This is a genomic window from Paenibacillus beijingensis, from assembly GCF_000961095.1.
GTDB classification, from domain to species: domain Bacteria; phylum Bacillota; class Bacilli; order Paenibacillales; family Paenibacillaceae; genus Paenibacillus_O; species Paenibacillus_O beijingensis.
The window spans coordinates 2,111,121-2,125,693 of sequence record NZ_CP011058.1 but is presented as its reverse complement, the minus strand read 5'-3'; the positions used below and the strand labels follow the sequence as shown (position 1 = coordinate 2,125,693).

At 53.9% G+C, this 14,573-nt stretch carries 15 protein-coding genes; 6 read left to right on the top strand and 9 right to left on the bottom strand.

Going from position 1 to position 14,573, the window contains the following annotated elements:
* Positions 1-2: 2 nt before the first annotated feature.
* From VN24_RS09460 to VN24_RS09420, 9 genes are all read right to left on the bottom strand, one after another.
* Positions 3-1,073, bottom strand: coding sequence for an LLM class flavin-dependent oxidoreductase (locus VN24_RS09460; protein ID WP_045670205.1), 1,071 nt, complete (start codon positions 1,071-1,073; stop codon positions 3-5).
* 256 nt (positions 1,074-1,329) lie between these two features.
* A complete protein-coding gene (locus VN24_RS09455) occupies positions 1,330-2,172 on the bottom strand; it encodes an HAD-IIA family hydrolase (RefSeq protein ID WP_045670204.1) in 843 nt (280 codons plus the stop codon).
* 17 nt (positions 2,173-2,189) lie between these two features.
* Positions 2,190-3,494 (bottom strand): ABC transporter substrate-binding protein, encoded by a 1,305-nt coding sequence (locus VN24_RS09450; RefSeq protein WP_045670203.1) that lies wholly within the window; start codon positions 3,492-3,494, stop codon positions 2,190-2,192.
* A gap of 34 nt (positions 3,495-3,528) precedes the next feature.
* A complete protein-coding gene (locus VN24_RS09445) occupies positions 3,529-4,365 on the bottom strand; it encodes a carbohydrate ABC transporter permease (protein WP_238590871.1) in 837 nt (278 codons plus the stop codon).
* A 16-nt stretch (positions 4,366-4,381) separates the two neighbouring features.
* A complete protein-coding gene (locus VN24_RS09440) occupies positions 4,382-5,311 on the bottom strand; it encodes a carbohydrate ABC transporter permease (protein WP_238590870.1) in 930 nt (309 codons plus the stop codon).
* A complete protein-coding gene (locus tag VN24_RS09435; RefSeq protein WP_045670201.1) occupies positions 5,283-6,650 on the bottom strand; it encodes an alkaline phosphatase family protein in 1,368 nt (455 codons plus the stop codon). Before VN24_RS09435 ends, VN24_RS09440 begins: the two co-directional genes overlap by 29 nt.
* A gap of 139 nt (positions 6,651-6,789) precedes the next feature.
* Positions 6,790-7,383 carry a glycerol-3-phosphate responsive antiterminator gene (locus VN24_RS09430; RefSeq protein WP_052702876.1) on the bottom strand — a complete coding sequence of 198 codons (594 nt, stop codon included), beginning with the start codon at positions 7,381-7,383 and terminating at the stop codon, positions 6,790-6,792.
* A 109-nt stretch (positions 7,384-7,492) separates the two neighbouring features.
* Positions 7,493-8,206 (bottom strand): SDR family oxidoreductase, encoded by a 714-nt coding sequence (locus VN24_RS09425; protein ID WP_045670199.1) that lies wholly within the window; start codon positions 8,204-8,206, stop codon positions 7,493-7,495.
* A 201-nt stretch (positions 8,207-8,407) separates the two neighbouring features.
* On the bottom strand, positions 8,408-8,749 hold the full coding sequence (locus tag VN24_RS09420; RefSeq protein ID WP_045670198.1) for a winged helix-turn-helix transcriptional regulator: 342 nt from the start codon (positions 8,747-8,749) through the stop codon (positions 8,408-8,410).
* Positions 8,750-9,022: 273 nt separating this feature from the next.
* Between VN24_RS09420 and VN24_RS09415 the strand changes: the two genes are divergently transcribed.
* The 6 genes from VN24_RS09415 to VN24_RS09390 all read left to right on the top strand — a co-directional run bounded on the left by VN24_RS09415 (position 9,023) and on the right by VN24_RS09390 (position 14,571).
* Positions 9,023-9,574: an NAD(P)H-dependent oxidoreductase gene (locus VN24_RS09415; protein ID WP_045670197.1), complete on the top strand. Its 552-nt coding sequence runs from the start codon at positions 9,023-9,025 to the stop codon at positions 9,572-9,574.
* A 297-nt stretch (positions 9,575-9,871) separates the two neighbouring features.
* Positions 9,872-10,711 carry an alkaline phosphatase family protein gene (locus tag VN24_RS09410; RefSeq protein ID WP_193790105.1) on the top strand — a complete coding sequence of 280 codons (840 nt, stop codon included), beginning with the start codon at positions 9,872-9,874 and terminating at the stop codon, positions 10,709-10,711.
* Positions 10,712-10,740: 29 nt separating this feature from the next.
* Complete coding sequence (locus VN24_RS09405; RefSeq protein WP_045670195.1) at positions 10,741-11,880, top strand: ABC transporter substrate-binding protein; 1,140 nt, start codon at positions 10,741-10,743, stop codon at positions 11,878-11,880.
* Entirely contained in the window at positions 11,847-12,704 is an 858-nt protein-coding gene (locus tag VN24_RS09400; RefSeq protein WP_238590869.1) for an ABC transporter permease, read from the top strand. Before VN24_RS09405 ends, VN24_RS09400 begins: the two co-directional genes overlap by 34 nt.
* Positions 12,701-13,540 carry an ABC transporter permease gene (locus VN24_RS09395; protein ID WP_052702875.1) on the top strand — a complete coding sequence of 280 codons (840 nt, stop codon included), beginning with the start codon at positions 12,701-12,703 and terminating at the stop codon, positions 13,538-13,540. The genes VN24_RS09400 and VN24_RS09395 overlap by 4 nt, the downstream gene beginning before the upstream one ends.
* Positions 13,537-14,571: an ABC transporter ATP-binding protein gene (locus VN24_RS09390; RefSeq protein WP_045670194.1), complete on the top strand. Its 1,035-nt coding sequence runs from the start codon at positions 13,537-13,539 to the stop codon at positions 14,569-14,571. The genes VN24_RS09395 and VN24_RS09390 overlap by 4 nt, the downstream gene beginning before the upstream one ends.
* The last annotated feature ends 2 nt before the right edge of the window (positions 14,572-14,573 follow it).

Here is a 14,573-nt window from a genome sequence, read left to right as displayed (position 1 = left end):
CTTCATGCGTAGCTGACGCTGCCTGTCCGCCGGTCTTTGAATTGCGGCAGCAGCAATTGACCGACCCGCTGCGCTTCCTCCAGATGGGGGAAGCCGGATAGAATGAAATGGGTGACGCCGATGTCGATATATTCCTGCAGTCCTTCCCGGACTTGTTCCGGATTTCCTACAACGGCTGTTCCCGCTCCTTTGCGGACGCGCCCGATGCCGGCCCATTTATGCTTGCCGAACCGGTAATCGCCTTGAAGCAGCCGGCTCATCCGCTGCTGGGCGACGGAGTCGGCCTCGCGGTAATAGCTGCTCATCCGCTGCTCAACCGCCGGATCGATGTCCGCAACGAGCCGTTCCGCCGCTTCCCACGCTTCCCGCTCGGTCTCGCGGACAATAACATGAATGCGGATGCCGTACTCGAGCGTTCTTCCATATTTTGCAGCCTTTGCGCGGACATCTTCGATCTGTTTGCCCACTTCCTCCACGTCTTCTCCCCACTGCAGGTACACATCACCGTACTGGGCGGCTGCCTCCTTGCCCTGCTCCGACGCTCCGCCGAAAAAGGCAGGGATTCGCGGTTGAATGCTGCTTGGCACAAGCTGAGCGTCCTTGAGCGAAAAATAAGGCCCCTCATAATCCACATGCTGATCATTCCACAGCGTCTGCAATACGCCCATAAAATCTTTCGTTCGCTCGTATCTCTCGTCGTGAGGCAAAAAGTCCCCGTCCTGCCCAAGCTCGTGCGGCGAGCCGCCGGTGACGATATTGATGTCGATTCGTCCGCCGCTGAATCTATCCAGCGTGGCGGCCATTTTGGCGGACAGCGAAGGCGCGATAAATCCGGGGCGAATCGCAATTAACGGACGGATTCTCGACGTATGGTGGACGACGGCCGATCCGACCATCCACGAATCGAGGAACGGCGTTCCGACCGGAATTAAAATCCCGTCGAATCCGACGTGCTCCGCCATCTTTGCCACGTTCACAATATAGTTCAGACTCGGCTCCCTTTCCGGTTTGGGCAGCCCGATCCGCGCGCCGTCTCCATTCGTTGGCGTAAACCAAGAGAAATGCAGGCTCAATACAATCCCCTCCGTTCGTGATCAAGCCCGAACACGCGGCCGACGCGTCAGTTTCGGACCTTTCGCCGATCTGTAAGCACAAAAAAAGACACAACCAGCCTGTAAGTCAGGCAACGTTGTGTCTCTGGTGTTCCAGTCGACAATGTAAAAAACTTCTATTATTCTTACAATTATAATCGGAATTAACCGGATTGCAAGACGTAATTTGAAAAACGATAGACTTTTTCTATCGATGATCGGCAGGTTCGAATGCAGCTCAATTCGCGGATTGCAGCACGCCGGAGGCGACAAGACGGTAAAATTGCTCGATGCTGCTCAGCGCGATGTCGGGCCTTGGCCAATCCGGGGACCATTCCGGCATCGAGTCGGGATGACCGTCTGCCGTCTCATTCGTAATCCATACCGATTTGAGACCGGCACGGATGCTGCCGGCAATATCGGTGTCCGGATTGTCGCCGACCATGACGCAATGTTCGGGCGCGGCGCCGAACAGCTTCATGCCGTGCTCGAAAATATAAGGCTCCGGCTTGCCGATGCATTCGGCGGTGCCGCCCGTGATCGCTTCGATCGCCGCCAGCAGCGCGCCGGTCTCCGGAATTCGCTCCCCGCTTGCACCCGGATGGTAACGGTCCGGATTGGCGGCGATAAGACGCGCTCCCCGGCCGATATCGGCCGCGATCTGCTGCAGCTTTCCGTAATGAAATTCCGTATCGCGGCCGACAATGACGACGTCGGGCGACGGACCATCCCACGCGACCGCGGTGTGGCCCGCTTCCTCGATGCTGCGGGCCAGCCCGTCGCTTCCAATCGTTTTCACCGTGACGCGGCCGAACTTATCCCGGATGTACGCGCCGGCAATGTCGGTTACCGATACGATCGAACGGGCAGCGACATTCAGGCCCATCGCCGCCAGCCGCGCACCGATGTCCGGGGCTCTCAGCCGCGAATTGTTGGTCAGAAATGCGAAGCGGATCGCCCGCTGCCGCAGTTCGGCGAGCAGCGGGATGACACCCGGCGATAACCGGCTGCCATGATAAACACAACCGTCGAGATCGAAGAAGCAAACTTTTATATTTGACAAACGTTCCTCATAATCCAAAGCTTAAACCTCCGCTTCTATTTCAGCAGGGCGTTAGCCTGGGCAGCTGCATCCGTTACGGCTTGATCCACTGATTTTTGCTGCAGAAGCGCGGCCTGGATATTGTCCTGAACGATTTTGTACACCTTCGATCCGGCAGTTCCAGGGAAGTTATACCAAGGAACCATGTTTTCCAACTGGTTGTAAGGCACTTTGGCCTGTGGAATTTTCTTGAGGAAATCGCCCATCAGCTTCGGATCGTCCAGAGCGCTTTTGCGAGTCGCCATATAGCCGATTTCTTGTGCGATCAAGGAAGTTCCTTTGGCAGAAGTGGCGAATTTGACGAAATCCCAGGCTGCCGCCTGTTTTTTCGGGTCTTTCGCCAGGATAACAAGGTTGTTGCCGCCCGCCGGCACGACCCGTTTTCCGTCAAGCGACGGAAAGACTGAAGTACGCAGGTCAAATTGCGTTTGCTTGCGGAAGTTGGTAAGCAAAGCTGGCGATTCCACATACATAGAAATATTGCCGGATGCGAAGCTTTGTGAAGCCTGCTTGCCGTCCATAACCGGCATGGACTTGTCCGTATTGACTAGATCCACCCAAAACTGCAGCGCTTTGCGGCCCGCGTCGGAATCAAAGGCGACCGATTTCAAATCTTCGGACATCATATGTCCGCCCGCTGTTTCCGTCATGGCCTGATACATCCAGTTCCCCGTAACTTCGTAGTTGAAGAACATGCCGTAACGTCCATTCACCGTCAGCTTTTTCGCCGCCTCGCGGATTTCTTCCCATGTCTGCGGCGGATTCTCGGGGTCAAGCCCGGCTTCTCTGAAGTGATCGGCATTATAATAAACGATCGGCGTGCTCACGCCAAAAGGCATCGCGTACTGTTTACCGTCATCGCCTTTACCCAAATTCAGCATCTCGGGAAAGAAGTCGGACATATCAGTGTTTTCCTTCTCGATGAACTCGTAAGCCGGAACGATCGGAAGCGTATCGATAGCGAAGCGGGTATACACGAATCCGTTCGTGAACACGTCGGGAAGCTGCTTGGACGCCGCTTGCGTCTGGATTTTCTCGATGATACCTTCATAAGAGCCCTGCGCAAACACCGGCTTGACTCTGACCTTGTCCTGCGATTTGTGGTATTCCTCCACCAGCTTATCAACGGCGTCACCGCCATGCTGGTGCAAGAATTCGATTTCCACAACCTCGTTCGATTCTTCGGATGCGCCTTTTTCATCGGCTTTGACCCCGGTTTGATTCGTATTGCCGCAGGCTGTAAGGATGACTGACAGAATCATGATGACCGCCAGCAGACTGATACCCCATTGTTTTTTCATGTTTTGAACATCCTCCTTGGTAGTGTGAAGAATATTAGCCTTTCAATCCGCTGTTCTTAAAGCCCTCGATAAAATTCTTTTGTGCCGCAAGGTACAATAGCAGAATCGGCAGCATGGACAGCGTGGCGACCGCCATCGTCGGCACCCACTCCAGCGATTCTTCCTCACGGAATTGGACGAAAGCGACCGGCAGCGTCTGCATGCTCTTGTCGGAGAGCACCAGCAGCGGCCAGTGAAAATCGTTCCAGTTCCCGACAAAGAGGATAACCGTCAGGGCACTAATCGCGCTCATCGACAAGCGTAAATAAACATGCCACATCGTGCCGAACGGGCTGCACCCGTCTATGACGGCGGCGTCTCCAAGCTCGCGGGGAACCGTCATGAACGATTGCCTGAGAAGGAAGATCGCATATCCGCTGGCGAGGTGCGGCACGATCACGCCTGTGAACGAGTTCAGCCATCCGAGCTCACCCACGATCATGTAAGTCGGCACCATCGTGACTTGGGGCGGAATCATCATCGTGATCAGGACGAAGAAGAACAGGGCGTCCCGGCCGGGAAAACGGTAATGGGCGAAAGCGAAGGCGGCCGCCACGCCGACAATCAGCTGCCCCAGCGTTTGCAGCACGCCGACCACCGTACTGTTCCATGCCCACACAGAGAACGGAATCTCGCGGAATACCTGCAGGTAACCGTCCAGGTTAAATGCGTTCGACCAGAACAGATGGCCGGCGAATACCTCCTGGGGGTCTTTAAACGACGTGGCAAGCATCCAGAAGATCGGGATCAGACTGAGAAGGGCGAACGCAATGAGCAGAATATGCTTGCTTCCTTCCTCAACAAGGCGCAATTTGCGGTACAATCGAAACACCTCCTTTCCGGCGTCATTATTGGTAGTGAACCATTTTGTTCGACATACGAAGCTGAATGACGGTCAGCAGTCCGACGATCAGCAGCAGGATGACGGACGAGGCGGTAGCGACGCCGATGTTGAAAAATTGAAAGGCTTCCTGGTAAATCTGGTAAACGAGCACGTTGGTCGCATTGTTAGGTCCGCCTTTGGTCATGATTTGGATCGTCGCAAACGCCTGAAAGGAAGAGATGATGCTCATAACGAGGATGAAAAAGGTAACCGGCGACAGGAGCGGCAGCGTCACATTCCGGAACTGGCGCCAGCGGCCGGCCCCATCGATCGATGCCGCCTCGTACAGGCCGCGGTCGATCGACTTCAGTCCGGAAATATAGAGCACCATATTGTAGCCGAAGCCTTTCCATATGCCGACGATCGCCAGCGCCCAAAGCGCCATGGATGGGTCGTTCAGCCAGTTGGGGCCTTCGATCCCGAACATGCGGAGCAGTACGTTGATGGCGCCGACCTGCGGGTTGTACATCAGGCTCCATACGATGCTGATGACGCCGATGGAGGAGACGACCGGCAGGAAAAAGATGAGCCGGTACAGCCTTTTTCCCCGCCACAAGCTTTCCACCAGCAGCGCCAGCACAAGCCCGATCGCCATCGCGAGCGGTACGGTCAGCAGCACATAGAGCCCTGAATTTTTCAGTGAAATCCAGAACACCTCGTCATGCAGCAGGTGGCGGTAGTTGGCGAGGCCGACGAACGTTTTGTCCGGGCTGATCATGTTCCAGCTTTGAAAGCTCAGACCCAAGGCAAAGATGAACGGGTAGACGAAAAAGACGGCATACAGCCCGAGCGCCGGCAGCAGAAAAGCGAACGGAATCCATGATTTCCGCAGTCCGCTACGGAAGCGGCGGGACGTTCGAACCTTTTTACCGGTGAATGGGATTGAGTTTTGCAAGCGTGAGTTCCTCCTTCCAAATGTCATCCAAGGCGTGTCCGTCCGGATCGTCAAGCTCCGTACCGAGCAGGCGGGCGATCGTCGGCGCCACGTCGACGATGCGGATTTCCGGCAGCGTCATGCCGGAGCGGATCGAAGGGCCGGCTGCCGCAAAGATCGCTTTCAGCTCTTCGTGCTGCGGCAAATACCCGTGCATGCCTTTGAATTTGGCGGAGCGTCCGATCACTTCATCGCCGCTCTGCTCGAAGTGGACAAAGCAGTCGAGTTCGGCTTCAAACGCGAAGTCCGGACGGTGCTCATCAAGCTCGCCGGGGGCCGGAAGGCCAAGGGACGGGAATTCCTCGGGCTCGAACAACCGCCCAACCCCCTCGCTTTCGGCAAGCGCGCGGAGTACCTCGCGCATCAGGCGGTCTTTTTCAGCCGGGTCGTCTTCAAGCACGTACACATAGCCCGAGCCGCCGTTGGATACGGCGATGACGCGCGTTTCTTCCATGTTGCCCTCTTTCAGCCAGCCCTTCTGTTTGAACAGCACGTTCGGATAGAATGTTCGGCTCGTATTGATGAAGCCGTGATCGGACATGACGAACACATTCGTCTTCGCAAGCAGCCCTTTGTGCTCAAGCGCATTCAGCACCTCGCCGATCCGTTCGTCGACATATTCGAGCGCCCAGTACGCTTCTTTGGAACGGATGCCGTAATCGTGCTGATAGGTGTCCGGCAGCAGGTAGTGCAGCTGCATCAGGTTTGGACTGTGGCGGTCGATCAAAAATTTCGCGATTTCAGTCGTCAGCCAGTCCTGCATCGGCGCGCGGGCATGGTCCGTGCTCCATTCGCCGTAACGGTCCACCGGCAGCCTTGCCGCTTTCAGCTCATTCCATAGGTCAGGCGTGCAACAAGTGTCGAACAGCTCCTGCTCGTAAAACTCGGGGATGTTGAAATCGATCGTATCCGCTCCCCGCGTAACCGGCCAGCAGATCGAGGCGGTTGTCCAGCCCATCCGCTTGGCGGCGTCGTACCACGTTTCTCTGCGCAGCACGTCCGCTTTGTTCCACAGCCGCTCGCCGAAATGTTCTCCGACCCGGCGGCCCGGCCGGTCAATGACCCAGTTGCCGAGCACCCCATGCTTGCGGGGATACGTCCCGGTTACCATGCTGGAATGAATCGCCCACGTCGCGGTCGGAAATACGCTTTCCATCGCTTCGGCGCAGACGCCGCTGCGGATAAGCTTGCGCAGGTTCGGCATGCGCACGTTCGGGTCCTGCAAGTAATAGTTTGCCATGCCGTCAATGCTGATCACGAGCACATAACGGTCGACCGGCTGCTTACGGTTGAAATCCATGTTTTACCTCCAATAGTCATAAAAATAAGAAGAGAGAAAGCGCAGGCAACAAACTAAGGACACAGGTCCCTAAGTTCGTTGTCCAGAGCTTTCTCTCATTCCTCACTCCAAACGACAAAATATGAAGTTGTAATATAAGTTACATGATTGCTTGCAAATCCTGAAACGAAAGGTTCCAGAGCGTCTGGTCGCTGACGGACAGGCTCGTTGCGCCGGCATGCAGACTGCTGGCCGCTTCTTCTTTCGTTTGAATCAGGCCGCTGGCAATAATGGGGATATCGGTAATCGTGTCGGACAATGACTGAACGATCTTCGTGATGACTCCGGGCATCAGCTCGATGGCGTCCGGCTGCACGTTCCCGGCCATTTTCAACCCGTTCTTCAGCGCCGAAGAATCGAGCACGAACAGATGAAGAATGCCGTAAAGCCCGGCCCGCTTCGCTTCTTTGATCAAATGGCTCTTCGGGGTGACGATTCCGTCCGCGCCGATGTAATCGGCGACGAAATCGACGCTTTCCTTGTCTGTGCTGGAAAGCCCGCGAATCAAATCAAGATGGACAAAGGCGCCTTTATTCCGTTCCTTCGTCCGGCCGACGGCGTGAATAATTTCCTTGACGTTCCCGCCCATGAAAAACAGGTTTTCCACCCGGCTGTCCAAAGCGGCATCGACATCCTCGGGCCTTCTTACCGCTGCAATGATGGGGTTGTTGCCAATCCGATAAAGTAAGGACATCAGGGATATGTTCCTTTCCATTCCCGAGTTCTTGTCCTTATCGTAACGGCGATTTATTAGCGGCGTATTAAATCAAACGAAGTGTTTTGTAAAAATGGCGTCCGGCTGCTTACGTTAATATATGCCCGCCGTCCACATGGAGAACGGTACCGGTCACGAAGCCGTTTTGGATCAGGTACAGCACGCTTTGCGCCACGTCTTCCGCTTTGCCGACCCGCTTAACGGGGAGCTTGCTTGCGATCGTATCGTAAAATTGATTGCGCGCCTCCTCCGGCATTTGGCTGCGGGAAGGGGTATCGATAATACCGGGCGATACGAGATTGACGCGAAGCGGAGCCAGCTCCAGCGCCAGCGTTTGACCCAGATTCGCAACGGCCGCGTTGACGGCGCCGAGTACGGACGACCCAATCATCGATTTGTAAGCGACAACCCCGGAAAATAACGTGATGGAACCGTTCGGGGCGATGTTCGGCGCGCCGTACTTGGCGGCGTAGTATTGACCCCAAAATTTATTATCGAACAGCTGCCGCGCTTTGGCCGTGTCCGTTTGGAGGAACGGCCCGCCGGAAGTTTCCGCCGCGCTCACCACCAGATGGTCGAAGCGGCCGACCGTTTCGAAGAAAGATTTCACTTCCTGCTCTTGCGTCGTATCGAGCGTATAGGACGACGCTGTTGGTCCCAGCTCCGCTTTCGCTTTCTGCAGCTTGGCCTTGGAGCGGCTGGCTATGATGACCTCCGCTCCAAGCGCCGCCGCTTGCTTCGCCGTTTCCAACCCGATTCCGGAGCTTCCGCCGATCACGACTATTTTTTGATGCTGCAACATGTTTCGTCCTCCTCGTTAAGATGTCATTGGATTGCGTTCTCGAGGCTAGTATAGTTTTATTAATTCCGTATGGGAAGTAGTGATATAAAATTCATATAGTTACAATAAAGATAGTATTAGCGAAAATCATGCAAAAAGACTGCCTTCCGCCTGATGCGGCGAATGACAGTCTTTTTTTCAAATACCCGATTGGTTGAGTTGTTATTCCAGCGTAAGTCCGAACCGCTTTAATTCGATGAAAATACGTTCGAGCCGTCTTCCTTTGTCGGTTAGCGCATATTCCACCCGCGGCGGCACTTCGGGATATACCGTCCGCTCTACGATCTGATGGGTTTCCAGCTCCTTAAGGCGGAGCGACAGCGTTTTCGGGCTGATTCCGTCCATCGCCTTCAACAGATCGCTAAAGCGCAGCGTGCCGTCGATGAGCAGCTCCCGGATAATGAGAAAAGTCCACTTGGTCCCGATGATATCAAGCGCCTTGGCAATAGGACATAGTTCGCCCGGCGATCCCTTGGTCAGTGTGACCGGCTCTTGAATAGGCATGGAAATCCCCTCCTTAAAGGTTTTGCAGGAGGCAAAACCACTTCGTAAGCATAAGCTAAGGTTTTGCCGGAGGCAAAACCACTTCGTAAGCATAAGCTCTGAAAAAATGACATTGCGTTTTCTTTATCCTATCACAAAAATATCTTATCGGAAACTATATGAATTAAATACCACTGCTTCCCAAAATGAACTATAAGGTCCATAATAAGCACCATAGCGGAAAGGGAGTTTGCGCGAATCAATCCAATGGGAAGCAAAAGGAGAAGGATAACGATGAAAAATATTCTAATCATAAACGGCCACCAGCAATATGCTGCAGCCGAAGGGAAATTGAACCGGACGCTAATGGATCATATGGTCAGCGTATTAAGTGAAAAGAACAATGTCAAAACGACGATCATTAAAGACGGTTACCGCATCGAAGAAGAACATGACAAGTTTCAATGGGCGGATGTCGTCATCTATCAGACCCCGATCTTTTGGTTCAGCGTACCGGGGCTGTTCAAAACGTATATGGATGAAGTGTACGCCTACGGGATCTTTTTCAAAGGATCGGATGAGTATGGAAGAGGAGGGCTGTTCACCGACAAATCGTATATGTTCTCGACGACCTGGAACGCTCCTGAACACGCGTTTAACGATCCGGAGCAGTTTTTTGCTGGAGAAAGCGTGGAGGAAGCGATCGTTCATCTTCACCGGGTGCAGCAGTTTATCGGCATGAAACCGCTGAAGAGCTTCACTTGTTACGATGTCATCAAAAATCCAAAGGTGGATCAATATTTAGCGCAGCTTGAGGCCCACCTGGCGGAAGTATTGGATCTTTAAGTTGAACAGGCAACATTTAAACCGCGGAAACGCGGTTTTTTTGTGCGAATTCATTTGCATTCAATTGCATATCAGTCTGACCCATACCAAATTACACGTTTTGCGGTAATCGCGCTTCGGTACGTGATCAGCGGCATCGTCATCTCGAACAATATATATCAAATTAATGTTATGTTTTTGTAAAGTTATGTTTTTGTAAAGGCGTGGAAATCCGTTGACAACAAACCAATTTATGATTAATATCAAGATAAATCAACAAAAATACACAACAATCAACAGATTTCAATGGGGAGGTAAGTGTATTTGAGCAAAACGATTGTTATTGTTTTGGATGGTTTGCGATATGATGTTATGTTATCTTCCATGGGTTATTTGAATCACCTTATCGAGAAATCCCAAGCTGCCCTGTACAAAGTCAAATCCGAGCTGCCAAGCTTGTCCCGCCCGCTCTACGAAGTGCTGCTGACCGGTACGCCGAGTTATATCAACGGCATTACGGCGAACGCTGTCGTCAGGCTGTCCCGGTTCCAGAGCGTATTCCACCTGGCGAGGAACAACGGGCTGAAGACGGCGGCTGCCGCGTATTATTGGGTCAGCGAGCTTTACCACCGGGCGCCGTTCGATTATTTCGCGGACCGGATTCAGCACGATGAGACGAGGCCAATCCAGCACGGCATGTTTTATTTCGACGACCGCTATCCGGATTCTCACCTGCTCGCGGATGCGGAACACTTGAGGAGAACGTACGACCCCGATTTCCTTTACATTCATCCGATGAACATCGATGACACCGGGCACAAATTCACATCCGATTCCGCAGAATACCGCGGGGAGGCGCTTAAGATGGACAGCCTGCTCGCCATGCTCCTGCCCGAATGGATCCGCGCCGGCTACCATATTCTCGTTACGGCCGATCACGGGATGAACGCGGACGGCAACCACGGCGGCACGGGCGAAGCGGAAAGGGACGTCGGGCTGATCGCGATCGGCGAGCGGTTCCTGCCGGGAATCTATACCGGCGAGTATTTGCCGCAGCTGGCGGTCGCCCCGCTCATTTGCGGGCTGCTGGACATCCCGGCATCGGAGGACATGGCCGAACTAACGGTTCCGGGTTTCCGGGATCCGGTTCGACCCTAATTTAGAAAACCGAGGAGAGATGGAGAGAAATGAAAACGGCTGGAACAATGAAGAAGAGCTTGTCCCTGATGGCAATGGTTTTATCGCTCGTGATCGTGTTGTCCGCGTGCGGCTCCGGAACCGGCGGTAATGACAAGGAAGGCGGCAACGCCGGCGGCGCTTCCGGAGCGTCAGCGGCGGAAGACAACCCGACGCTGGAGGAGCTCGTGCCGCTGGCGCAGAAAGAAGGGAAGCTGTCCAGTGTCGGCATGCCGGATTCGTGGGCAAACTGGAAGGGCACTTGGGAAGATTTGAAATCGAAATACAATATCGAGCATACGGATACGGATATGTCCAGTGCGGAAGAGCTGGCCAAGTTCGAGAACGAGAAAAAGAATCCGCCCGACATCGGGGATGTCGGAATCGCATTCGGACCGTTCGCCGAAACGAAAGGTTTGACGCTCAAGTACAAAACGCCGTATTGGGATGAAATTCCCGCTTGGGGCAAAGACGACGACGGCGACTGGATGGTGCCCTATACCGGAACGATATCCTTCCTCTGCAATAAGACGCTCGTCGACAAATGCCCGGCAAGCTGGGAAGACATCAACAACGGCTCTTATAAAGTTTTCGTTGGCGACGTGACCAAAGCGGCCGGTCCGCAAATGGCTGTTCTTGCCGCTGCAATGGCATTCGGCGGGGATGAAACGAACATTCAGCCGGGACTCGACTATTTTGCAAGGCTCGCCGATCAAGGCCGGATTTCGAAAGTGGACGCCTCCATTCCGAATCTGCAAAAAGGCGAAGTGGCGGTGGCGATCATGTGGGATTTCCTGTCGGTCGGGAATAAAGAGCAGATCGGCGCCGACAAATTTGAAGCCCACATTCCGTCGGAAGGCAGTGTCATTAGCGGATATGCTTCGGTCATCAATAAAAACGCGGCGAGCCCCAATGCAGCGAAGCTTGCCCGCGCCTATATATTCAGCGATGAAGGACAAATCAACCTGGCGAAAGGCTTTGCCCGCCCGATCCGCTCGAGCGTGACGCTCCCGGCAGAAGTGGAGAGCAAGCTGATTCCGAGCAGCGAATATGCAAATGCAAAACCGGTCAACGATTACAAGGCTTGGGAAAAAACAACCAAGGAGCTTCCGAATTTATGGCTGGAACAGGTTCAATCAAAAGTAAAATAATGCTGCTTGTGCTGCTCCCGCTCGTCATCTGGATCTGTGCATTCGAACTGGTCCCGATTGTCCAAATGATTATCATGAGCTTTCAAACCGACGACGGTCAAGGGTTTACCCTTGACCAGTACGTCCAAAGCTTGACGAAACCGCTCTATGTGCAAGCTATCTTAAACGATTTGAAGATTTCGTTCGTTTCCAGTGTAGCGGCGTTGATCATCGCCTTGGTCTGCGCTTATTCCATTACCCGCTTCACGACGAAATTGCGCGATACGATGCTGATGATCTCCAATATGTTCACCAACTTTGTCGGCATTCCGCTCGCGTTCTCGTATATGATCATGCTGGGCGGGAACGGGATGTTCACGCTGCTGTTCCGCAAATTGGGATTCGAATCGCTCGCGTCATTCGACTTGTATTCCGAGAAGGGGCTCATGCTGCTCTATGTTTATTACCAAATTCCGCTGGCCCTGCTGCTCGTATACCCGATATATTACGGGATCCGCGAAGAATGGCGGGAAGCTTCGATGCTGCTCGGAGCGTCGATCTGGCAATTTTGGCGGCGCATCGGCATTCCGGTCATGCTCCCCGGTATATTGGGGACATTCAGCATTCTGCTTGCCAACGCCATGGGCGCTTATGCAACGGCGTACGCTTTGACCGGAATCAACTATAATTTGCTCCCGATCCGGATTGCCGCGCTCGTATCCGGGGACATTTTCCCGAATTTCCAGCTCGGCAGCGCGCTTGCCGTCATTTTGGCCGTTATTATGCTCCTGTCGCTTTTCTTTAACGATTGGATGGGGCGCTTGTCCAGGAGGAGAGGGATATGAATCAATCCGCGGGAAGTGCCAGGAAAAACGGGATGCTGTGGCATAAAACCGCATTGACCTTGCTGGTGATCTACTTGTTTTTGCCGCTTGCGGCGACGCTTCTGTTTTCAATCGCCAACGAGTGGCAGACGAATATTCTGCCGGACAGTTATACGCTGCAGTGGTACGCGCAGCTGTTCAGCGACCCCCGGTTCCTGAGCGCGATCGGCAGAACGGTGCTGGTCGGGGTTATTACCGTCATCGCTTCTTTGGCGGTGATGGTGCCGGTTATTTTCGTCCTGGGCGTCTATTTCCCGAAATGGGACCGGGTTTTACAGATGTCCGTGCTGCTGCCGTTCGCGTTCCCGGGGGTGGTCTCGGCCATCGGACTGATTAAAATGTACTCCAGCGGGCCGTTTCCGATTACCGGAACGATCTGGATCTTGATCGGCGTCTATTTTATCGGCATCCAGCCGTTTATTTATCAAAGCGTCCGCAACAGCCTGCGCACGATCAACGCCAAAGATCTGCTCGAGGCGGCGGAAATGCTCGGAGCCGGGAAGGCGAGTGCTTTTCTGCGTATCATCCTGCCGAACATTCTCCCGGGAACGCTGATCGCCAGCCTCTTGTCGTTTTCAAGCGTAACCGGAGATTTTGTCATGGCGAATATGCTTGTCGGCGGCCAGTTTGAAACGATCCAAACGTATTTGATCCAACAGATCGACATTTCGGGACAATCTGCCAGTGCGGTCGTCATCACCTATTTTCTGCTCATTTTGGTCCTGTCCGGTCTCATTCTCTTGCTTGGCAATTGGAAACCGAAAGGGTATAAAGCGAAAGAGGAGGAGGAGCAATGACTTTTGTCCGGATTGAGAACATTACGAAAAAGTACCAGCAGCAAACCGTTCTGAACAACATCTCGTTTACCATTGAAGAAGGGGAATTCATTACGCTGCTCGGGCCGTCGGGATGCGGCAAGAGCACGCTGCTGCGCGCAGTCGCCGGATTGAACGACATCGACTCCGGCACCTTTGTTGTCGGCGGCCGGAACATTACCGCCCTTCCGCCGAAGAAGCGCGAAGTCGGCATGGTGTTTCAATCGTATGCTTTATTTCCGAATATGACGGTATTTGAAAATATCGCGTTCGGCCTTAAAATCGACAAAATGAAAAAGTCGGAGTACGTTCCGATGGTGGAAGAAATGATCGAGCTGATCGATTTGAAAGGCAAGGAAAACCGCTATCCCGCGCAATTGTCCGGCGGGCAGCAGCAAAGGGTGGCGCTGGCGCGCTCCTTGGTCAAACGGCCGAAGGTGCTCTTGCTTGACGAGCCGCTCAGTGCCCTTGACGCCCAAATCCGGCGGACGCTGCGGAATGAAATCCGCCAAATCCAGAAAAGGCTGAAGATGACGACCATTTTTGTCACGCACGATCAGGAAGAAGCGCTGACCGTATCGGACCGGATCATCGTCATGAATCAAGGCAGGATCGAACAAGCGGGCACGCCCGAGGAGATCTACATGTCGCCCGCATCCGAATTTGTGGCGCGTTTTATCGGCAATTATAACGTACTGGGCAAACGGGAAATGACGGAAGCGGGACTAAACCGCGTCCCGGAAGGGGAGCTGTTTGCCGTCCGTCCCGAAGCGATCGGGATCGAACCGGCGGAGGAGGCGGCGCGGGCTCCGGAAGGGTATATGGTCACGGAAGGGAAATTAAAGCAAGCTTCCATTCTGGGGAACGTCATTCGCTTTACCGTCGACATTCGCGGCATGCAGGTTAACGTCGATGCGCTGCATGATTACAATATTCACCGGCTCCGGGATGAGACGGCGGTCCGGCTGTATATTCCGGTTTCCGAATGCCGGCCACTACAAAAGATCGTATAGGT